Consider the following 22,406-nt stretch of genomic DNA (forward strand, 5'->3'; position numbering starts at 1 on the left):
TTATTTCACCTCTAAATCTTTATATAGCTTATTTATTATATCATTATCAAAATTTTCATCAAATTTACGTGCAAATAAATTATTGTTAATATTTTCTTTTATAATATTATAATCATTAATATTAAAAGTCTTTGGAGAAGAGCCCTTTTTCTCACTCCAATCAATATATCTTAAATTATCATTTATACAATCATTCTTAAACTCGCTGTTTAATAATATAGATTGAAAAAACATCTCATCACCGCACCAAGTATAATTAAATCTCTTAAGAAAATTAGGATTTTTTTCTATATACTCTAATATATATTTAATAGCATTATTAGTTAAGTTCCACCAAGATGAACCATAATAAATATTTTTAGGCATCTCTCTTTTTAAAAAAGGTATATTTGATATAAAAGCTCTTACCTTAGCATGTAAACATTTTCTATACAAAGGTCCGAGATTATAAGTGTTAAATCTATAGCACATCTCTTTATACATGTTTTCATCAGCTTCAACATCTTGATATGAGATAAACTCTTTATTTATTTTATTTTTAAAAAACTCATTTATTTCTTTATTAGTTTTTAAAGGTATATCCTGAGCACTTATAAAAATATATCTGTCATAATTATTCTTAAAAGCCTCTTTCATTAAATATAAAGTAGTAGTTATCTGACTAAATCCTCCATAATAAACACTATATTTTTTGTATATATAAACATTATCAAAACTTTTTATGTTTAATTTGCTTTTTTTATCTATATGCACATACAAATCAAAATCGGTTTTAAGATGATTAATTAATCTCATAGTCTGATTATAATTTTTATGTGCTATAATAATAAAACAAATCCTACTCATTTAAATCCTCATACAATTTATCTATTATAGTGTTATCAATATCTTCATCAAATTTACGTGCAAATATATTGTTGTTAATATTGTTTTTTATATTCTCATAATCTTTCATTTGTAAATTAAACGGAGTTCCGCCATTCCATATAAGATATCTTAAATTATCATTTATACAATTATTCTTAAACTCGCTATTAAGAAGTATAGACTGAAAATAAAACTCATCACTTCCCCAAGTATAATTAAATCTCTTAAGAAAATTAGGATTTTGTTTTGTATAATCTAATATATATTTAATAGCATTATTAGTTAAGTTCCACCACTGAGAGCCATAATAAATATTTTTTGGAGTAGCGCGTTTTATAAGAGGAAAATTAGATAATAATTCTCTTATATTTCTATGGAAAATTAGTCTATATAGTTTTCCAAAATTATAGGAATTTAATCTAAAAGACATTTCTTTATACATAGCTTCACTATTATTAATGCTTTCGTATGAAATATATTCTTTATTTTTGTTTGTATCAAAGAAGTTAATAATCTCTTTATTTGTTTTTAGAGGCACATCTTGACCGCTAATAAATATATATCTATCATAGTTGTTTTTATAAGCTTCTTCTATTAAAAATAGGGTAGCTATAACTAAACTTACACCGCCATGATAAGTTTTAAATTTTTTATAAACATTTACATTATCAAAGCTTTTTATGTTTAATTTATTTCTTTTATCTATATGCACATACAAATCAAAATCAGTTTTAAGATGATTAATTAATCTCATTATCTGATTATGATTCTTATGTGCTAAGATTAAAATACAATTTTTATTCATTATTAGAATTTAGCCTTAAACTCTTCTATTACGCTGCTAAGTTCATCAATATTTTCAATATCTTTTTTCTCTTTTATATTATCCAATATATACTGTTTATCAGCCTTCATATATTGAAGCAGTCTCCATTCAAATTCAGGCACTCTTTCTAATTCAATATTATCCAAAAATCCCTTTGTAGCAGCAAATAATATAACAACTTGCTCTTCCATAGGTATTGGGCTATATTGTTTTTGTTTAAGAAGCTCAACCATTTTAGCACCTCTGTCTAATTGAGCCAAAGTAGCCTTGTCAAGACCTATACCAAGCTGAGAGAAAGCCTCAAGAGACCTATATGATGCCAAATCAAGCCTCAAAGTACCGGCAACTTTTTTCATAGCCTTAGTTTGAGCATTACCTCCAACACGAGAAACCGATATACCAACATCAATAGCAGGACGAACACCGCTCATAAACAAACTAGGAAGCAAATATATCTGTCCGTCTGTAATTGATATTACGTTTGTAGGAATATATGCAGATACTTCATTGTCTTGAGTTTCAATGATAGGCAAAGCAGTTAGAGAGCCTCCTCCTAATTCATCGCTAAGTTTTGAAGCTCTTTCCAATAATCTTGAATGCAAATAAAATACATCACCAGGAAAAGCTTCCCTTCCAGGAGGTCTTCTAAGAAGAAGTGATATTTGTCTGTATGCATTAGCCTGCTTAGATAAGTCATCGTATATTATGAGAGTGTCTTTTTTCTCTTCATACATAAAATATTCTGCCATCGCACAACCAGCATAAGGAGCAATATATAATAGCGGAGCAGAATCTGAAGCAGTAGCAGCTACTACTATAGTATAATCTAAAGCACCATGCTGTCTCAAAGTTTCAACAACACCCGCAACAGTAGAAGCCTTTTGACCTATAGCTACATATACACATATAACACCAGTATCTTTTTGATTGATAATTGTATCAAGAGCAATTGAAGTTTTACCAGTGCTTCTGTCTCCAATAATAAGCTGTCTCTGTCCTCTTCCTATAGGAGTCATAGAGTCTATTGCCTTTATACCAGTTTGAAGCGGTTGTTTTACAGCCTGCCTATCTGCAATTCCAGGAGCAGGGTATTCAATCACTCTTCTTTTACTTGTATTAATATCACCTTTTCCGTCTAAAGGCACTCCCAAAGGATTAACAACTCTTCCTAAAAGCTCTTCACCAACAGGAACTTCTAATATTCTTTTTAATCTGCTAACCTTACTTCCTTCTTTGATGCCGACATAGTCCCCTAAAACAATAGCACCAATAGTCTCTTCTTCCAAGTTAAAAGCTATTCCTATAGCACCGCATTCAAATTTAATCATCTCATTAGCCATAATATGCGGAAGTCCAACTATTCTTGCTATACCATCACCAACTTCTACTACTACACCAACCTCATTAGGAGCAAAATCTGCTTTGTAATTTTTTATCTCCTCTTTAAGTAAAGCAGCAATTTCATTAGCTTTTATATTCATAAAACGTTTCCTTAAAAATTATTCGCAAAAATTATTCTGCAAGAAGAGAATCTTTTACATTATTTAAAAGTCTCTTCATACTATAATCATATATAATATCTTCTATCTCTACTATAATACCGCCTATAATAGATTCATTAATATCAATATAAAAATGAACATTCTTATTAACCATCTTTATAATATCTCTCTTCAATTCTTCAATGCCTTCCAATTCTTTGGCAATGGTAATTCTTACAGAAAGTATATCATAAAACTCATTACATAAGTTTTCATATTCTACTATTATAGCAGGCAAAATATTAAATAAATCCTTTTCAACTAATATAGATAATAAATTAAGAGCCTCATGAGATATTTTATTCTCATATACCCTCCTAATAACATCAACCCTTACGTTTCCATCTATAAAATTTGAAGTAAAGAAAGAAAAAGTATCCTTATCCTCAAATAAAGATGAATAAATAATGTCAAAATCTTTTTTAATAATATCTATCTTTTTTAATTCATTAGCTGCATCAAACATAGCCTTAGCATAGTTTTTAGCACTTGCCTCGTTTTTTACTATACGCTTAAATCTAGCAGTTTTCTCTTTCTGAACTTCATTGAATATTTCAGTTTTTAAATTTGTAAAAATCTCAGCAGTTATAGGATTCATATTCTCCTCTATAAACTAATAATTATTAAACAAATCTATTTTTCATCATATTTATCTGATTCTTTATACTATAATCATAAACCGTGTCGCCAATATTAACTATTATACCGCCAATTAAACTATCATCTACCTCTATAGTATATTCTATTTTTTTATCAGAAAATGTTTTTATAGTATCTATTATTTTTTTTATAGTATCTTCATTTATGCTGCAAGAAGCTATAATTTTTACCCTCACAGTATTATTATATTCATCAAGCATTTTACCATAAATATCTGCTATATTTGCTAATTCATCTATAAGCTCATTTTCTATGAGTAAATTGATAAAAGAAAAAATCTCTTTAGAAAATATTGATTTTAATTTTTTTTCTACAAGTTTTGTTTTTTCTCTTTTATCTATTTTTTTATCATCAAAATATTTTTTTATTTCCTCATCTTCAAATAATTTAGAGCATTCTTTAAGTTCTTTATATATTTCATTTATTAAACCAGCCTCTTTAGCTATGTTAAATATAGCACTGGCAGCCGGTGTTAATAATTTCTCTTCATTACTATTCATATTTTAATAAAGCCCTATCTTTATAGAGATACATATTTTTTATTTATTGTTATCTTTTTCAAAATTATTCACAAACTCATTTATCAAAGCCTGATTATCATTTTTATCTATATTTCTTTTTAATATAGTTTCAGCCATAACAACGGCAATATCCACAGCCTGTTTTCTTACATTTCCCATAGCTTCATCTTTAGCTCTATCAATTTCAGAGAGTATTTTATTTCTATGAGATTCAGCCTCTTCACGAGCATTGCCAATAATCTTATCTCTAACCCTATTAGCCTCAATCCTAGCATTTTCTATTATAGAACTAGCCTCTGCTTTAGCATTGTCAATCTGCTCTCTATATGCAGCCAAAGATTTCTTAGCATTTTCCCTAGTTTTTTCTGCCTCTTCCAAGTCCTCTTGTATCTTATCTGCACGTGCATTCAAGCCTTTAAGAATAATCTTCCAAGTAGAAGCTCCAAGCACAGCAAGAACTAGTAAAAATGTTATCCAAGTCCATATAATAATACCCGGATCTATTTTTAAAAGTGCCATAGGTATTTACCCCCATTTATCTTTTATTATAATCAGTATTATTAAATGTTATTTGGTAAATAAAGCTAAAATACATATAACCAAAGCAAATAAACCAACACCTTCTATTAAAGCAGCAGAAATAAGCATAGCTGTTTGTATCTTACCAGAAGCCTCAGGCTGTCTAGCAATACCCTCAACTGCTCTTGAACCTATAAAACCTATACCCAAACCAACTCCAATAGCTGCAAGTCCTGCTCCTATAGTAGCTCCTATTATAGCAAATTCCATTTTTTTACTCCTTTTTATTAAAAAATATAATTTAATTTATAATTAATGCTCATCGCTAATGGCAATCTGTATATAAACCGCCGATAACAATGAGAATATATAAGCTTGTAAAACAGCAACAAACATCTCAAGTACATATATAAAACTTAAGAATAATACTGCAAAAGGCGATACCAATAAACTTCCAGACATAATGATAAGATAAGGTATTACTATCATCATTATGTGTCCGCCTGTGATGTTCGCAAATAAACGAATAGTTAAAGCAAATGCTCTATTAAACAAAGTAATAAACTCTAAAACCCATATTATAGGTATTAAAGGTATTGGGAGACCTTTTGGTACTAATTTTACCCAGTATTTTATTATTCCTTTTTTCCTTATTCCTGCGAATATATAGACAATAAATACTAATAAAGCAACAGCACCGGTAAAACCAATATTAGCTCCTAAACCGCCTGCCAAATAAGCATAATGTCCATCTTCTGTAGGAAGTTTTATTAGTGCAGGTAAAAGTCCTAGAAGGTTAGAGAATAATACGAATAAAAATACAGTTAAGCAGAAAGGTACATATTTTTTGCCTTCTTCACCCAAAGCGGCCCCTATAACATCTTTATTCATATAGTCTATTATAATTTCTAATAGGTTTTGTAAATATGTTGGCTTGTTAAATGGTCTTTTTAATTTATGAGCCAAATATTTCATGCTAAGTATTGATAAAATACCTGCTATTGTAACTAAAATAATATGTTTTGTTATTTTAAAGTCGAAATCTATATAATGTCCTAATTTTATAGGTATAGAGAAGAAAGGGTGTTCTGTATTATCTCCAATCTCTTCCATAATATAGTCATTAATACTTTCGGCAGCAAACACTTTAGTATTTGAAAAAACACTGAAGCAAATTAAAAACATTATAAAAACATTTCTAATAAAAATTAATCTATTCATAAGTTCTTTTCTTTAATATAATTTGATATTAATTGTATAACTATTAAATAAAAAATCAAGAATTATTTTACAACTTTTCTATAGCATCAGATACAGTCATAAAAATAGGAAAGAAGCTTATTATTTTAGTTAATTCAAAAACCTTTCTTACATTTTCTGTGATTTTTACTATACCTATTTTACCATTTACCCTTTTAAAAGAGCCTATTGCAAATACAAAAACTCCTATTCCGCTGCTGTCTATATAATATACATCTTCCATATCTATAATTATTCTTTTTGCTCCGAAGTCTATTTGAGAGTTTATAGCATCTTTTAAATCTGAAGAAGTATAAACATCAATATCTCCCACTAATTTTATTACAGAAGTATTATTTTCTAATTCTTCGACACTTATCTCCATTTTTTTACTCCAATAAAATTATATAAAATTATATATATAAAAATTAACATATATGCCAATTTTTTACAACAATATTTTAAAAAGCACCATATAAAAAATAAAGAGCCTGATTTATAAAAAAACAGACTCTCTTAAAAAATTAAATACTAAATTATTTTATTCAAATATTACTCTAGGATTATTATCTATATAGCTTTCTGGTATATTATTAAGCTCTTTAATTTTTGCTATCATAGCATCACGCATATCATTGCCAGTCATAACTATATTTTTGCCCTTTTCTCCTATAGCTTTTCCTTCACTGTCTTGATAACCGTCTCCTCCCAAAAATACAAAACTAGATAAAGCAACAGTGTAATCTTTTGTTTCATCAATATTTTCACCATCTAAAGCAGCAGATAATAATTCTCCATTAGCATTATATTTTACTTCCATTCCTCTAGATAACTGTAGAAAAGCACCAGCACCTCTCTTTTGTCCAGATATTTTTAGCATTTCAATAACATCTTTTCCTGTTAATGTTACTAATACAACCTCATTATCAAATGGGAAAAACTCATTTTGTATATTACCCAATGTTATATCGCCTTTTTTTAATGGAGTTCTAAGTCCGCCAGAGTTCATCAATACCATATCCAAATTATCATAAGAATCTAATACCAAATCGCAAGCAAAGTTTCCTATAGCCATAGAATTAGACCTTATTCCGTCATGTAGAAGTTCTACAGGCAAAGTTCCTATTCTTACATTAAACTCTTTATCCACAGTGCCTTTCATCTCATCAATAAATGCAAGCATATCAGCATCTTGTTCTATATTACCGTCCATAGGTATGAGTTTATAATTAAATTTTTCTATTTTTCCGCTATTTACAGATAAATCTATTTGTCCTAAATATCTTCCATAATATCCAGCCTGTACTATAGGCGTGCCGTTTACAATGTCTGCCTCTTCTAATACAGTGTGGCTATGTCCTCCAACTATTACATCAAAAGTTTTAGGGAAGGCTTCTGCTATTTTTTTATCGCCCTCATAACCTACATGGCTTAAAAGTATTGTAATATCGTTTGTTGTATTAAGAGGTGTAGACTTTAAGAAACTTTTTAATGAATCTATCTCTTTTTCAAATACTAAACCTTCAACATATTTAGGATTATAAACAGAATCTGTTGTTGTAATTCCTATTATAGCTACATTAAGTCCATTTACATTTGTAACTATATATGGTAAAGCATAATAACTATTGTCTTCTTTATTTTTTATATTTATAGATAGAGTAGGGAATTTCCTCTCTTTCATTATTGCTGTAAAATTATCAAGTCCATAATCTACAAAATGGTTTCCAATAGCAGCAGCATCAACTCCTATCATATTCATAATATCAACTTCATCTCTTCCCATAAATACTGTAGAATAAACGCTTCCTGTGATAGTGTCTCCTGCATGAAGAATTAAAACATTATTATTTGTTTTTTCTACATCTTTTATATATGAAGCTCTTCTTGCAGCTCCATACATATAATTAGTTTCTGGTGGGGTTACTTCTTTATTAACTATCATTTCTTCTTCATCTCTTCCATGTGTATCATTCATATGTATAATAGTTAATTCACCGCTGTTTGTAGATTTTTTTGCTGTGTTATTATTGCATGATGATAAAGCAAAAAAAATCATTAGTAAAATAATGCTAATTTTTTTCATATATATAAACTCCAATATTTTATATATAATATAGTATATTTTACTAATGATTATTGTCAATTATTAATATAAATTATTTTTTTTGTTTAGTACCTGTCTTAAACCCTCTTTTGCCTGGTAGTCTCCTCCATTATAGCTTAAAGCATTTCTATAGCTTTCTTCTGCATTATCCAATTCATTTAATCTGAAATAACATTTACCCAAAGCCAAGTTTATATCAAACATTTCTTTTTTCTCTTCTGCCATACTTAAAGCCTCACTATAAGCATATATAGCATCATTATATTGAAGTCTTCTATAACAATAATTACCATAAAGCATATAGTTTTCTACTTTAGGAGACATTTCTACAAGCTGTCTATAATATGAGTTTGCTTCATTATATGAACGAATCTCTTCCATCATAGTAGCCAATGTTTTCCAAGCTGTTTCTCTTATAAAAGTATTGTTGTTTTCATCATTAGCCGCTGCCAATAGAGATTCATTTGCTTTTTTATATTCTCTGTTTCTGTAATATAGCATTCCAGCCCTATATAAGCTTTCTCTGTCATTAGGGTATTTTGATAATGTGTAATTATAATAATTTAAAGCTTCATTATAATTACCTATACTTTCATAATATATAGCCAAAGTTCTGCTAGGAAAAGCGTTTCCTATAGATTCTTTTATTGAGTTTTCAAGTAATTTAATTCCTCTGTCTGAGTTGCCGTAATATAATTCTAATTCGCCTAATCTTGGTTTGAATATTGCATTATTTGTTTCTATTGTATATATTTCTTTATAATATTTTAGTGAAGCAGTAAAAGACTTTTGTCTATAAGTGATATCTCCAAGTCTCTCTAAAGCTGTTTTATATAAATCATCTTTTTTATCTAGCATGATTATTTTTTTATAATTATCTTCAGCTTCATCTAATTTGCTTCCTTTATAGTAGGCATTGGCAAGTAAACCTATAGCCTCATAAGCATTTGTATAATTTTTTATTTTTGATAATCTATAATAATACTTTATAGCCTTATCATAATCATTTTCTTCTTCATATAAATTACCCAAAGCTATAATTGTATTAATATCATTAGGATTTTGATATAATATCTGTTCATAAACCTTTTTAATAGAGTCATAGTCTTCAACTTGTTCATATACCTTTACTAATCTCTTTACAGACTCTACTTGTGTCTTTGAATTAGCTAAACTTTTTAAATACATTTCTATGGCACTGTCAGTATCTCCAGCTATAACATATATATCGCCAAGCACATTAGCAGCCATATCAGCATATTCATTATTGCTCTTTCTCACTAGCTTACTTAAAGTATCATAAGCTAAACTTTGCATTCCTTCGTTTAGGGCTATTATACCAACATTAAACATAGCCTCATCATTTTCTTCTAGTTTTAATACTCTTTCATAATACCCCTTAGCTAAACGCGGTAAATCCCTATCCATATAAAATTTACCAATAGTAAGCAGAGTAGGCACATAGTTTGAATTAATAGATAATGCCTCTTCAAATGTTACCAAAGCATCATCATACATCTCCATATTTAAATATGTTATTCCTATATTATGCTTCAACTCTTCATCAAAATACAAAGAATTGCTCACAGAACTAAATATTTTTAAAGCTTCCTCATAATTTTCTGTATCATTGTATATTTTTCCTAATAAAATATTAGCTTCATATTCTTTTTTTGGGTCTATAGTTGTTGCTATTTCTTTTTTTAATATTGATTTTGCTTTATTATAATCTTTTTTCTATAATATTCTTGTGCTAAAGTATATTCATCTACTATTCTTGGGTTTAATCTTATTTTGCCTTGATTAATAGCTACATTTAAAGATATTATAGATATTAAGCCCAATGCTCCTATAGATAATATAAATACAAAGATTCGTATACTTTGAAATTTTTTTTCAATTTTTTTATTGTATATCTTCTTCTTGTATTGCATCTAAAATCCCATTAACAAATTTATAAGAATCTTTATCACCAAATATTTTAGCTATTTCTACAGCCTCATCTATTATTACAGACTTTGGTATATCTTTTAAATATATAAGTGAATATATAGACATTCTTATTATAGATTTATCTACATATTGTATTCTTGAAATGTTCCAGTTTTTAGAATATTTTTCTATAATACTGTCGATTTTTTGTAAATTATTTATAGTGCCTTCAACAAGCTCTTTTGTAAAACTGTTATTAGCAGCTTTTTTGTCATCATATTCAAAATTAAATAGCTCATTTATATTTACTTTTTTTCATTTATCTCATACGAATACAAAGCCATAACAGCATATATTCTAGCCTGTCTTCTTGTTCCATATTTTGATAAATCTAAATCTTTTATTTTCTCTTTAGATTTTACAATTACTTTTTTCTTGATAGCTTTTTTAGGTGCTTCAGTATTTACTTCTTCGTTATTGTTTATTTCTTCAGACATACATATCCCAGCAAAAAATTAATTTTCTGTTATTATTTTCGGCAATGATATGCTTAAAAAATAATAGCAAATAATATTTTATATATATAAATATTAATAAATATTCATAAAATTAGTAGTGCAAATTAATAGTTTTTATTTTTATTAATTTAAAATAAAAAATATTAAGATAAAATAAAAACTTGTAAAAAATTAGCTTCTAATATAAAATTGAATATCTTTGTATATTCAAAAAATATTAAAGAAAATAAAAAAATGGAGCAAAAATAAGATGGATTATAGTTCTACTATCAATTTGCCTAAAACCGCTTTTCCTATGAAAGCTGGTTTAAAGGAAAAAGAGCCCAAAATAATAAAAAAATGGGAAGATGAAAAACTTTATCAACAACTTAGAGAATTAAGAAAAGGTGCTCCTAAATGTATTTTACATGATGGACCGCCTTATGCGAATGGAGACATTCATATTGGAACATCATTAAATAAAATTATTAAAGATATTATTGTAAGATATAAATCTGCTAAGGGGTTTGATTCTCCTTATGTTCCTGGTTGGGATTGTCATGGTATGCCTATAGAATTAAAGGTTCAAGAAAGTTTAGGAGATAAATATAAAGAAACTTCTAAATTTATAATGAGAAAAAAATGCCGTGCTTATGCTCAAAAATATATTGATATTCAAAGAAAAGAGTTTAAAAGACTTGGAGTAATGGGAGATTGGGAAAATCCTTATCTTACAATGTCTCCTGAATATGAATCTGAAATAGTTGAAGTATTTGCACAGTTAGTAGAGAAAGGCTACATATATAAAGGACTTAGAACTATTCACTGGTGTATGGAGTGTGAAACTGCATTGGCTGCTGCTGAGATAGAATATGATGAAAACCATACTTCTACAAGTGTGTATGTAAGATTTCCTGTATTAAATAAAATAAATGATAAATTAAACGGCAATGTTGATGTTATGATATGGACTACTACTCCTTGGACATTGCCTTCAAATATGGCTTGTGCTTTCAATAGAGATTTAGAGTATGTTGCTGTTGAAATAGATGGAAGATATGCGATAATGACAACTTCTTTGGTTGATACAGTTTTATCTAAGAAAGAAATGAAAGCAGAGGGAAGAGACATTATTCCTATATCTATAGAAGAGATTGAAAAACTTGAAATAGCACACCCATTTATAAAAGACAGAAAGTCTGCTGTTGTATTTGCTGATTATGTTGAGGCTACTGCTGGTACAGGTGTTGTTCATACTGCTCCTGGTCATGGTATGGAAGACTATCAGACAGGTATGAATTATGGGCTTGAAATATATTGTCCGGTTGATAAAGCTGGAAGATATACAAGCGAGTTTCCAGAAATGCAGGGCATGAAAGTAAGAGATGCTAACCCTAAAGTGGTAGAAATACTTGAAAATAACGGTTCATTATACCATAAAGAGAAAGTTACTCACAGTTATCCTATTTGTTGGAGATGTAAAAATCCATTAATATTCAGAGCTACTTCTCAGTGGTTTATGAATATGACTCATGATAATATAGATGAAAGAACAGTTAAATCTTTAGATAATATTAAATGGTATCCAGCTTGGGGACATGACAGAATGAAAAAAATGCTTGAAAATCGCCCTGACTGGTGTTTATCAAGACAGCGTTCTTGGGGAGTTCCTATACCTGCATTCTATTGTAAAAACTGCGGAAAAACTTTACTTACTGCTGAATCTACAAGACATTTTGCTGAAATAGTAAAAACTAAAGGAATGGACGTTTGGTTTGAATTAGAGGCTAAAGATTTACTTCCTGAAGGCACTAAATGTGAATGCGGAAGCTGTGATTTTGATAAAGAGCAAGATATTTTGGACGTTTGGTTTGATTCTGGTGTATCATCTTTTGCAGCACAGAAAACTAACAAAGATTTGGACGGAGTTTTCCCTGTTGATATATATTTAGAGGGAGGCGACCAATACAGAGGTTGGTTCCAAGCTGCAATTTGGCCTTCTATGGCTATAAGAGGAATACCTCCATACAAAGAGCTTGTAACTCATGGTTGGACTTTAGACGAGCAGGGCAGAGCTATGCATAAAAGTGCGGGTAATGTTGTTTCACCTTTAGAAGTTATTGACAAATATGGTGCTGATATATTAAGACTTTGGTGTATAAGCGAAGACTTCACTCACAATGCACGTGTTGGTGATAACATGATGAAGGCTATTGCTGACAACTACAGAAAAATAAGAAACACTTTCAGATATTTGTTAGGCAATATTTCTGATTTTGATTACAGCAAAGAAAAGGTTGAAGTTAAAGATTTACTTCCTGTAGACAGATATGCTTTATCAAGACTTCATAGTTTTATAAAAGTTGCTGATAAGGCTTGTGATGGTTATGAGTTCCATTTATTCTATCAAAGACTTATAAATTACTGTGTTGTTGAGCTTTCTGCTACTTACTTTGACATTATAAAAGATAGATTATACTGTGATAGAAAAGATTCTCTCTCAAGAAGAAGTGCTCAGACTGTACTTGTTGAGATATTAGATGTATTAGTAAAATTAATAGCTCCAGTACTTCCTTTCACAACCGATGAGGTTTGGGGGTACTACAAAGGTGAAAATGCTTCTTCTGTACATTTAGAGTTATATCCTAAAGCTGATGAGAGTTTAATTGATTTAGAGTTAGAAAGCGAGTGGGCTTCAATTCTTAAAGTACGCGATGATGTATTATTATCACTTGAAAGAGCTAGAGATAACAGCACAATCGGAAAATCTTTAGAGGCTTATATCACAATATGCACTAAAGAATCATCAACTAAAGACTTGCTTGCTAAATACGAAAAATATTTAAACGAAATCTTCATCGTAAGTAAAGTAACACTTTCTGATAGCAAAGATGACACATTTATAGAAGGCGCCGTTTCTTTTGTTAAGACAGAGAAAGCTAGTCATGAAAAATGCGTACGCTGTTGGGGACATTATGACAGTGTAGGAAGTGAGCATAAAGAGTTATGTACTAGATGTGCTGAGGCAGTAAAATAAAAAAATAATTAATATTTAGATATTATAAAAGGGCGGCTGTAATGGCTGCCTTTTTTTATTTATAAATTTGTTAAAATATAATATTAATTATTGATAGCAGTAAAATGGAACTATAAGAGGTTTAAATAAATTATTATATTATTATAATTTAAGAATTAAAAAGGAGTTATAATGATGACAGTATATAATAAAATAGGAACTTCAAACGAAAATCCTCCAAATGGTTATAATACTTGGAAAGAATATTGGGAATATAAAAAAGGGAAAAAATTTCAAAAGTGTTCTAATCTGCTATGTAATAATGATGCTGAAGTTGGAGCTCATGTTTATCCTAATTATTCACATGATACAATATACATAGTACCTTTGTGCAAAGAATGTAATCATATTTATAACCAATCACCTATGAATGTAGAAGAAATGGATTTGCTTAGACTTAATCAGTAAATATATTTTTGTATGATGAAAATTATTTATTATCAATTCTTTTATTGATTATTAAAATTTAAAATAAACTGTTAAATTTATATATAAGTAATAAATATTTTATTATAATGTAAATATAATGGTATAGTTAGTATTTGCTAGCTATACTTTTTTGTTTTAATAATCATTATTCTATTAAAATATTAAAAAATAATTATCTTTCTACTTGACAATTCTATGTATATGATGTACTATACTGTGTATAACACACTATAGCGTAATAACTAATAAGGAGGTCTGCTTGAATAATGATGATTTAATTTCTAGTTTGGTGCAAGAATTAAGGAGGGGAACTTTAATAATGGTTGTATTAAGCCAGCTAAAAAATGAAGAATATGGATACAGCTTAATAAATAAGTTAAAAGAAAATGGGATAACAATAGAGTCTAATACTTTATACCCGCTTTTAAGAAGATTGGAAAATCAGGGGCTTTTAAAAAGTGAGTGGAAAACAAATGAAGAAAAACCCAGAAAATATTATTTAATAACAAAAGATGGTTTGAAAGTATTAGAAAAATCTAAAGAACATTGGAGAGAGTATTCTAATGCCATAAACAAAATTCTTGAAAAATAATTAAATTAAAGGAAAAATTATGAAAGAACTTAGTAAAGATGTAAATGATTTAATAGAAAGATATATTTATGCTGTTACAAAGAAAATGTCTTCAAAAATTAGAAATGATGTTGCTGATGAATTAAAGACATTAATTTATGATACAATAGAAGAAAGATATAATGATAAAGAAATAACTTTAAAAGATGCAAAAATCGTTTTAATGGAATTGGGAAGCCCTAATCAACTTTATCAAAAATATGATAATTCTTCAGATAAATGCTTAATAGGTCAGCCTTATTATAATTATTATAAAGATATATTAAAGATTGTTTTAACATGCACTATCTTTGGAATAGTATTGTCTTATATAGTTAATATTGGAAATCAGAGTATATCAAAATTTATTAGTGATATAATATTTGCTGCTATATTATCTTTTTCTTTTGTTACTTTAATATTTATTTTTATGTATAAGTTTAATATTGATTTTTTAAACAATGATATTGATTTTGATAAATTACCAAAACTTCCAAATAATAATATAAAAACAAATAAATATTTTTCTTTATTATCAATATTATTTGCTGTTATATTTTTAAGTTTATTTATTTTATCTCCAAGTATATTTAGTTTTAATATAGATGGTAAGTTTATAAATTTATTTAATACTGATATTATAAAATCATCATATTTATTTGCTGTATTTTTTATTGTTTTATTAATATTTAGAGAGATAATAAAGATAGTTGATAATAGTTATAATATTAGAAACACAATATTATTTATAGCTATTAATATATTTTCTGCCGTTGTTTCTTTTGTATGGTTTTTTAATTATAATTTAATAAATGAAGTATTTATTGATTCTTTGATAAAAAATGCAAGCAATAATTTGATTTTATCTATATTTAATAATTTTCAAATTTTTTGTTTTTTTATGATATTATTAGCATTGGTTTTAGATAGTATTGATAAAATATTAAAATTTAGGCGTAACTGTTAAATTTGTATATTTATATAACTAAATAAAAATGTAGAAGATATGAGAGGATAGTTAGTATTTGCTGACTGTCCTTTTTATTATTATTGAATATTTAAGTAAAATTTTATATACTATATAAAAAGTATTGTGAAAATGAGGTGTTTATGGCGAATTATAATTCAGCTAAACAGAAAGCTTATGATGTTATTTTGCATTTGGTGGATAATTTTCAAAATGGTATAAAAAGTAAAAATGAAACGGAGACTAGAAGGTATTATATTGATAAGTTTTTTGAGGCTTTGGGGTGGGATGTTGGTAATGAAAAAGGTAAAAGGGAAGTTATACATGAGGATATAGTGAAGGTGAAAGGGAAGACTAAATTTCCTGATTATGGCTTTTATTTTAAGGGGAAGAGAGTATTTTTTGTGGAGGCGAAAGATACTAAAGTTGATATAAAAAATGACAGTAGGCCTGCATTTCAATTGAGGTCTTATGCTTGGAGTGCAAAACTTGGTGTGAGTATTTTGACGGATTTTGAGGAGTTTGCCGTTTATGACTGTACTGTGCGTCCGAAAGAAAATGATAGGACTGAGGCGGCTAGAATAAAGTATTTTACTTATGAAGATTATTTGAAAGAGGGTGTTTTTGATTATATATATGATTTATTTGAAAGAGATAATGTTGCTAATGGTTCTTTAGATGCTTATTCTGAGAACTTATGCAATAGAAAGGGGAGCGAGACAGTTGATGTGCATTTTCTTAGCACTTTAGATGAGCTTAGGACGAAATTGGCTGTTGTGATAAGTAAGCTTAATAGGGAGATGAGCGAGAAAGATATAAATTATGCGGTGCAGCAGATTATTGACAGGATTATATTTTTGAGGGTGGCTGAGGATAGGAATGTTGAGAATTATGGGCTTCTTGCTTTGGCTAATCCTAAAAATAAAAATGAAGATGATTTTAAAAATTACGGTTTTAATGGGGAGAATAGTTATTATGAGAATTTGAATTATATTTTTGATAGGGCTAATGAGAAATATAATTCGGGGTTATTTGATGAAGATGCGATAGTAAGAAATTTAAATATAGATGATAAAACAATAAAAGATATTATAGATGAGCTTTATACACCTAAGAATCCTTATCAGTTTTCAGTGATACCAGTTGAGATAATAGGTAATGCTTATGAGCAGTTTTTGGGCAAGACTATTAGTATAGATAAGAATCACAAGGCGGTTATAGAATTAAAGCCTGAGGTACGCAAGGCGGGAGGAGTTTATTATACGCCTGAGTATATAGTAGATTACATAGTAGCGAATACGGTAGGGGAGGCTATAAAGGGTAAGACACCCGATGAGATAGTAAATATAAAGATATTGGACCCAGCTTGCGGCAGCGGAAGTTTTTTACTTGGGGCGTATAAATATTTGCTAAATTATCATAAGGAATATTTTTTGAAGAATAAGACAAAGAAATATATGGGTTCAAGATATGAGATAATAGACGAGAGCGGTAATTTAGCATTATGGGTACGTAAGCAGATACTAATTAATAACATATTTGGTGTAGACATAGACAGCAATGCGGTAGAGGTAGCGAAATTATCACTTTTATTAAAAAGTTTTGAAGATTCTTTCAATGTTAATGAATACGGGCAAGGTTCTTTACTTAATGAGAAAATCCTTCCAAGTTTGGATAACAATATCAAGTGCGGTAACAGCTTGATAGGTAATGATTTTTACGAGAGCCATTTAGATTTGGACGATGCCACTTTATATAAAATAAACTGCTTTGATTGGGAGGAAGAGTTTAAAAGCATTTTTAAAGGCGGCGGCTTTGATGTAGTTATTGGCAATCCTCCGTATGTAAAAATTCAAACTATGATGGAGTCAAGTCCTTTATCTGTTGAAACATTAAAACAAACTTATAAAAGTGCAAGCAGCGGTAATATAGATATTTATTTATGTTTTGTTGAAAAAGCTTTTGAGTTATTAAAGCCTACAGGTGAAATGGGCTATATTTTGCCGCATAAATTTTTTAAAGTAGATATGGGAGAGAATTTAAGAGAAATAATATCTAATAAGAAGGCATTAAAAAAAGTTGTATATTTTGGAGAAAACCAAATATTTGATAATGCTACTACATATACTTGTTTATTATTTTTATCTAATGAAGAACAAGATAATTTTAAATTATTGAGATTTGATGAAAATGTAGATGTAAAAGAAAAATTGATTGACGCTACTTTTGAAACTTTTCCTATTAGTATAATAACAAAAGATAATTGGAATTTCTATAGTAATAATACTTTATCTATAATAGAAAAGTTAAAAAATTATAAAACAGTTTTAAAAGACATATCTCGTAAAATTTTTGTTGGACTTCAAACTAGTTCTGACATTATTTATGTTTTACATGGAGGAGAAGAAAATAACGGAATTGTTAAAACTTATTCTAAATCATTAGATAGAGAAATTGAGATAGAAAGAGGATTTATAAAACCATTTTTATTTGGTAAAGATATTAAAAGATATTGTACACCTATAAATACTAAATGGGTTATATTTCCATATAAATTAGTATCTGATTCTGCAGTATTATATTCTCAAAAAGAAATAAAGGAACAGTTTCCAAAGGCTTGGGAATATTTAAAAGAGAATAAAAAAGCATTAGAAAATAGAGAAAATGGTAAAATGCGAAATGAAAAATTTTATGCATATATATATCCTAAAAATCTTAATGAATTTGAGCATAAGAAAATTTCTTTTCCTGATATTAATATGAGAATGCAGGCTGTTATTGATGATAAAAATTTGTATCATACAACTACAATTTACAGTATTGTATTTAATGAAAAAGCTATATATAACATCAATGTTTATATGGGAATTTTTAATAGTAAGTTATTTACTTATTATGTTAAAAAAACAGGTACTATATTAAGAGGCAATACAACAAGATTTAAACCTCAATATATAAATGATTTTCCTATTCCAGATATTGATAAAAATACAGAAGAAAATTTAATTAAACTCGTTGATAATATTATGGAGCTTAATAAAAAATTATCTTCTGAAAAAAATCCTAATTCTATTACTATGCTCAACAGGCAAATAAATGCTGTTGACAAGCAGATTGATGCTTTAGTGTACAAGTTATATAATTTGAACGATGAGGAAATAAAGATTATTGAGGGTGAATAATGGAATCTAATGCCAAAAAAGAATTTTTTGATAAAAAATCAAAATTATTAAAATTGGAAAAAAAAGATATTTATAATTATCTTTTTTATAATGGATATTATGGGGAAAGATATACATATCCTCCAATATTTAATGTATTAAAGTATAACGAAAATAATTTGAATTCTAATACCGAAAACATAGACCATTATGATTTACTAAATATTGAAGTAAGACATACAGAAACTGCAAAGAGAATATTTTCTCTAATTCACCCAGATATATATTGTCAGATTGTTGATGAAATTGTTAATAATTGGGTTAAAATAATAAACCATATATATAATGATAATTTAAAAGTATATTCTTATAGTTTTCCAATTACTATTACAAATAAAAATAAGATAGATTTCAAAAAGTCTAAAACTATGATTTATAATTTTTTAACTTTAGAAGAAAAGATAGCTTACGATAGCTATAATTATAAATATATTTTGATAACAGATATATCTAAATTTTATCATTCTATATATACGCATAGTATAGCTTGGGCTTTATATGGTGATAGAGAAAAAGCTTATGAAAATAGAAAAGATAAAAGTGCTTTACCTAATAAATTAGATATGTTGTTTCAAAAAGCTAATCATAAACAGACTAATGGTATACCTATAGGTCCCGTTGTATCTGATATAATAGCCGAAATTGTTTTAGCAGGAGTTGATAAATCATTTTCTGAAAATGAAGAAATAAAAAAAATGGATTTTATTTCAATAAGATATAAAGACGATTATAGATTTTTGGTTAATACAAAAGAAGATGCTGAATATATATTAGAAATATTAGAAAGAGAATTACAAAAATATAATTTATGGGTTAATAAAGAAAAAACTAATATTTATAAAATGCCTGCAGGTTTAGAAAGAAAGTGGAAAAAAGAATATAATACGAATTGTGTATTATCAAATAAAATAACTATGAGTAAATTTCAAGATGCTTATAATTATTTAATAGAAATAGAAGAAAAATATCCCGGTACAGCTATGTTATCTAAATTCTTTGATAGTCTTATTGATAAAAAAGGAAATGTAATATTTAGTAAATTTGCCCTTATGAATAAAATTAAAGTAATTAATTTATTATCGTTATTAGTAGATTATTCTCCAAGAATTTTACCACAATTACTTTCTATTATAGAATTATTAATATTACATGATAAATCAGAAGAATTTAATAATTTTATAAAACAATTTATTAATAAAATGTACTATCATATAATTATAAATAAAAAAGTAGACATATTTAGATTTATATGGGTATACTATTTTGCTAAAAAACATAATATTATATTGGAAATAAATGAGGAGTTAAATATAAAAAAGGAAGAACTAAAAAAACAAAAAGAAGGATTGGAACAGACAATAAAAGAATTTGGGAAGACAATAAAAGAATTTGAGAATACAATAAAAGAGTTAGAAAGTAAAGGAGAATTAGAAAATAAAAAAGAATTTGAAAATAAAAAAGATGAATTAATAGAGTTAAAAGAAAAGTTAATAGAAGAAAAAAGTAAAATTAATGGAAGAAGAATTAACTCAAAAAGAAAAAGAATTAGAAAAAATATTAAAAACAGACCCATTTATACAATATATAGATAATGAAAAACCAATATTTGATTATAAAGATGATAGATTAATTATATATAAAGATACCAATTACGATGATTTTATATATAATTATGTTACAATTTTTGGTAAGAAAATAAAATAAAAAATAATTGAATTATTAATTGTTAATTGAGTTCTTTATTTAATTTATGTTAGATAGTCTATTGACGAAAACTTATGCTACTCTAATATGCGATAATGAACCGCACACTGTTACATATTCTACAATATTAAACTATGCCGTGCGGAAAGCCCGTATGGCGAATACTGCGGAGTGGTGCTACAGCTAGTAGTGGCGAATACTGCGGAGTGGTGCTACAGCTAGTAGTGGCGAATACCTACGATTGTACATAAGCAAAAAGCCTCCTTTTTTCTTTAATAATAATAATTATTAGTTGTATTTTTGTATTAATTTTATATAATATATACATGAATACTTCTATTTACAATCTATTTCCTCCTCTTTTGGGGCACATCTCCAACTGGTATAAGCATATTGATAGAATTAAATACATGGGTTTTGAATGGATTTATATAAACCCTATTACATATCCTGGCTTTAGCGGTAGTTTGTACGCTGCGAAAGATTATTACAAATATAATGAAAACTTCTTTTCAAGTGCTGAGGCTAATATTGCTGAAAAAGAATTAAAAGATTTTTTGAAATATTGTAAAAAAAATAATATTAAGGTTATGATAGATTTAGTTATCAATCATTCTTCGAAGGATAGTGTATTAGTTGATGAGCATTTTGAATGGTATTTGTTAGATGATGAAGGTAAATTAAAATCCCCTGGTGCTTGGGATAATGGTGTGTGGATTGAATGGGGCGATTTGGCTAGCTTCAACAATGAAAAGCCTGAAGATGGTGATAATTCTATTTGGAGCTATTGGAAAGAGTTAATACTTCATAATTTGAGTTTAGGTTTTGACGGGTTTAGATGTGATGCTGCTTACAAGGTTAATAAAGATTTGTGGATATATCTTATTGGCATTGCTAAAACTAAGAAAAAAGATACTGTGTTTTTTGCTGAGAGTTTAGGCTGTTCTATGGAAGATACATTGTCTTTGATTGAGGCTGGATTTGATTATGTGGCAAGCAGTGCAAAGTGGTGGGATTATGAGTCTGAATGGTTTATAGAGCAGTATGATTTGGCTAGAGAAAAATCTAAACAGATAGCTTTCCCTAGTAATCATGATACTTTGAGACTTATTAATGAATATAACGGTAATATATGGCAAGTTATGCAGAGATTTTTGTTTACTGCTATAGTTTGCGATATGTGGATGATAACTTTGGGCGATGAATACGGCTTTTATAATAGATGCGATGTTGTAAAAGGTAATGAGTTTGAGAATATTAGCTATGATTTAAGCGAGTTTATAAAAGATATTGGTAATTACATAAAAAATAATGATATACTTGCTAATTGCGGTAAAATAGTGTCTATTGATTTGCAGGAGAAGAAGCTAATAGAGGAGCTTAAAAAGAAACTAGAAAACTCACAAGAAGAAAATAATATAAATAATGATAATGAAGAAGAAGAGAAAAAAAATCCTCTAAAGCGTTTTTATAAATATAGCCTAGATGAAAAAGATGTTGTTTTAATAGTAATTAACACAAGTGAAGATAAAGAAACTTTAGAAATAGATAAATACAATATAATAGAAGATATATCATTTAATAATAGAGTAAATAATTTTGAAAGCGGCGTAGTGGAGTTTTTGCCTTATCAATTAAAGATATTTAAAGTGGTAAAAACTATTAGTTATAATTTAGAAGGTTAATTTGT

At 27.8% G+C, this 22,406-nt stretch carries 22 protein-coding genes; 8 read left to right on the forward strand and 14 right to left on the reverse strand.

Going from position 1 to position 22,406, the window contains the following annotated elements; genetic code table 11:
• The 14 genes from BPP43_RS00125 to BPP43_RS11760 all read right to left on the reverse strand — a co-directional run bounded on the left by BPP43_RS00125 (position 1) and on the right by BPP43_RS11760 (position 10,709).
• On the reverse strand, positions 1-846 hold the full coding sequence (locus BPP43_RS00125; protein WP_015273808.1) for a beta-1,6-N-acetylglucosaminyltransferase: 846 nt from the start codon (positions 844-846) through the stop codon (positions 1-3).
• Positions 839-1,672 (reverse strand): beta-1,6-N-acetylglucosaminyltransferase, encoded by an 834-nt coding sequence (locus BPP43_RS00130; RefSeq protein WP_015273809.1) that lies wholly within the window; start codon positions 1,670-1,672, stop codon positions 839-841. The genes BPP43_RS00125 and BPP43_RS00130 overlap by 8 nt, the downstream gene beginning before the upstream one ends.
• A 2-nt stretch (positions 1,673-1,674) precedes the next feature.
• Positions 1,675-3,174, reverse strand: coding sequence for a F0F1 ATP synthase subunit alpha (gene atpA, locus BPP43_RS00135; protein ID WP_013243524.1), 1,500 nt, complete (start codon positions 3,172-3,174; stop codon positions 1,675-1,677).
• Between the two features lie 31 nt (positions 3,175-3,205).
• Entirely contained in the window at positions 3,206-3,832 is a 627-nt protein-coding gene (gene atpH, locus BPP43_RS00140; RefSeq protein WP_013243523.1) for an ATP synthase F1 subunit delta, read from the reverse strand.
• 25 nt (positions 3,833-3,857) lie between these two features.
• Entirely contained in the window at positions 3,858-4,394 is a 537-nt protein-coding gene (atpH, locus tag BPP43_RS00145; protein ID WP_013243522.1) for an ATP synthase F1 subunit delta, read from the reverse strand.
• Between the two features lie 39 nt (positions 4,395-4,433).
• Entirely contained in the window at positions 4,434-4,934 is a 501-nt protein-coding gene (gene atpF, locus BPP43_RS00150; protein WP_013243521.1) for a F0F1 ATP synthase subunit B, read from the reverse strand.
• 48 nt (positions 4,935-4,982) lie between these two features.
• A complete protein-coding gene (atpE, locus tag BPP43_RS00155; RefSeq protein WP_013243520.1) occupies positions 4,983-5,204 on the reverse strand; it encodes an ATP synthase F0 subunit C in 222 nt (73 codons plus the stop codon).
• A 42-nt stretch (positions 5,205-5,246) separates the two neighbouring features.
• Positions 5,247-6,119, reverse strand: coding sequence for a F0F1 ATP synthase subunit A (gene atpB / locus BPP43_RS00160; protein WP_373271299.1), 873 nt, complete (start codon positions 6,117-6,119; stop codon positions 5,247-5,249).
• Positions 6,120-6,222: 103 nt separating this feature from the next.
• The gene (locus BPP43_RS00165) at positions 6,223-6,558 is read right to left on the reverse strand and encodes an STAS domain-containing protein (protein WP_013243518.1); all 336 of its coding nucleotides are present in this window, start codon (positions 6,556-6,558) and stop codon (positions 6,223-6,225) included.
• A 156-nt stretch (positions 6,559-6,714) separates the two neighbouring features.
• Entirely contained in the window at positions 6,715-8,259 is a 1,545-nt protein-coding gene (locus BPP43_RS00170) for a bifunctional metallophosphatase/5'-nucleotidase (protein ID WP_015273810.1), read from the reverse strand.
• 63 nt (positions 8,260-8,322) lie between these two features.
• Positions 8,323-9,867 carry a tetratricopeptide repeat protein gene (locus tag BPP43_RS00175; protein ID WP_015273811.1) on the reverse strand — a complete coding sequence of 515 codons (1,545 nt, stop codon included), beginning with the start codon at positions 9,865-9,867 and terminating at the stop codon, positions 8,323-8,325.
• A 116-nt stretch (positions 9,868-9,983) separates the two neighbouring features.
• Positions 9,984-10,214, reverse strand: a complete 231-nt coding sequence (locus BPP43_RS11750; RefSeq protein ID WP_015273812.1) for a hypothetical protein — start codon at positions 10,212-10,214, stop codon at positions 9,984-9,986.
• Positions 10,186-10,515: a transcription antitermination factor NusB gene (gene nusB, locus BPP43_RS11755; protein WP_252832433.1), complete on the reverse strand. Its 330-nt coding sequence runs from the start codon at positions 10,513-10,515 to the stop codon at positions 10,186-10,188. Before nusB ends, BPP43_RS11750 begins: the two co-directional genes overlap by 29 nt.
• Positions 10,516-10,517: 2 nt before the next feature.
• A complete protein-coding gene (locus tag BPP43_RS11760; protein WP_252832336.1) occupies positions 10,518-10,709 on the reverse strand; it encodes a hypothetical protein in 192 nt (63 codons plus the stop codon).
• Between the two features lie 271 nt (positions 10,710-10,980).
• Here BPP43_RS11760 and ileS point away from each other — a divergent pair, with 271 nt between their 5' ends.
• The 8 genes from ileS to BPP43_RS00220 all read left to right on the forward strand — a co-directional run bounded on the left by ileS (position 10,981) and on the right by BPP43_RS00220 (position 22,401).
• Positions 10,981-13,746 (forward strand): isoleucine--tRNA ligase, encoded by a 2,766-nt coding sequence (ileS, locus tag BPP43_RS00185; RefSeq protein ID WP_015273813.1) that lies wholly within the window; start codon positions 10,981-10,983, stop codon positions 13,744-13,746.
• A gap of 171 nt (positions 13,747-13,917) precedes the next feature.
• On the forward strand, positions 13,918-14,193 hold the full coding sequence (locus BPP43_RS00190; protein WP_115600138.1) for a hypothetical protein: 276 nt from the start codon (positions 13,918-13,920) through the stop codon (positions 14,191-14,193).
• Positions 14,194-14,473: 280 nt separating this feature from the next.
• Positions 14,474-14,806 (forward strand): PadR family transcriptional regulator, encoded by a 333-nt coding sequence (locus BPP43_RS00195; protein ID WP_015273815.1) that lies wholly within the window; start codon positions 14,474-14,476, stop codon positions 14,804-14,806.
• 19 nt (positions 14,807-14,825) lie between these two features.
• Positions 14,826-15,791: a hypothetical protein gene (locus BPP43_RS11465; protein WP_015273816.1), complete on the forward strand. Its 966-nt coding sequence runs from the start codon at positions 14,826-14,828 to the stop codon at positions 15,789-15,791.
• Between the two features lie 143 nt (positions 15,792-15,934).
• The gene (locus BPP43_RS00205) at positions 15,935-18,973 is read left to right on the forward strand and encodes an Eco57I restriction-modification methylase domain-containing protein (RefSeq protein ID WP_015273817.1); all 3,039 of its coding nucleotides are present in this window, start codon (positions 15,935-15,937) and stop codon (positions 18,971-18,973) included.
• Complete coding sequence (locus BPP43_RS00210) at positions 18,973-20,604, forward strand: RNA-directed DNA polymerase (protein ID WP_015273818.1); 1,632 nt, start codon at positions 18,973-18,975, stop codon at positions 20,602-20,604. The genes BPP43_RS00205 and BPP43_RS00210 overlap by 1 nt, the downstream gene beginning before the upstream one ends.
• A complete protein-coding gene (locus BPP43_RS00215; RefSeq protein ID WP_015273819.1) occupies positions 20,525-20,716 on the forward strand; it encodes a hypothetical protein in 192 nt (63 codons plus the stop codon). Before BPP43_RS00210 ends, BPP43_RS00215 begins: the two co-directional genes overlap by 80 nt.
• Before the next feature lie 326 nt (positions 20,717-21,042).
• Positions 21,043-22,401, forward strand: a complete 1,359-nt coding sequence (locus BPP43_RS00220) for an alpha-amylase family glycosyl hydrolase (RefSeq protein WP_041752797.1) — start codon at positions 21,043-21,045, stop codon at positions 22,399-22,401.
• Positions 22,402-22,406: the final 5 nt, after the last annotated feature.

Origin of the sequence: Brachyspira pilosicoli P43/6/78 (assembly GCF_000325665.1) — a bacterium.
GTDB classification, from domain to species: domain Bacteria; phylum Spirochaetota; class Brachyspiria; order Brachyspirales; family Brachyspiraceae; genus Brachyspira; species Brachyspira pilosicoli.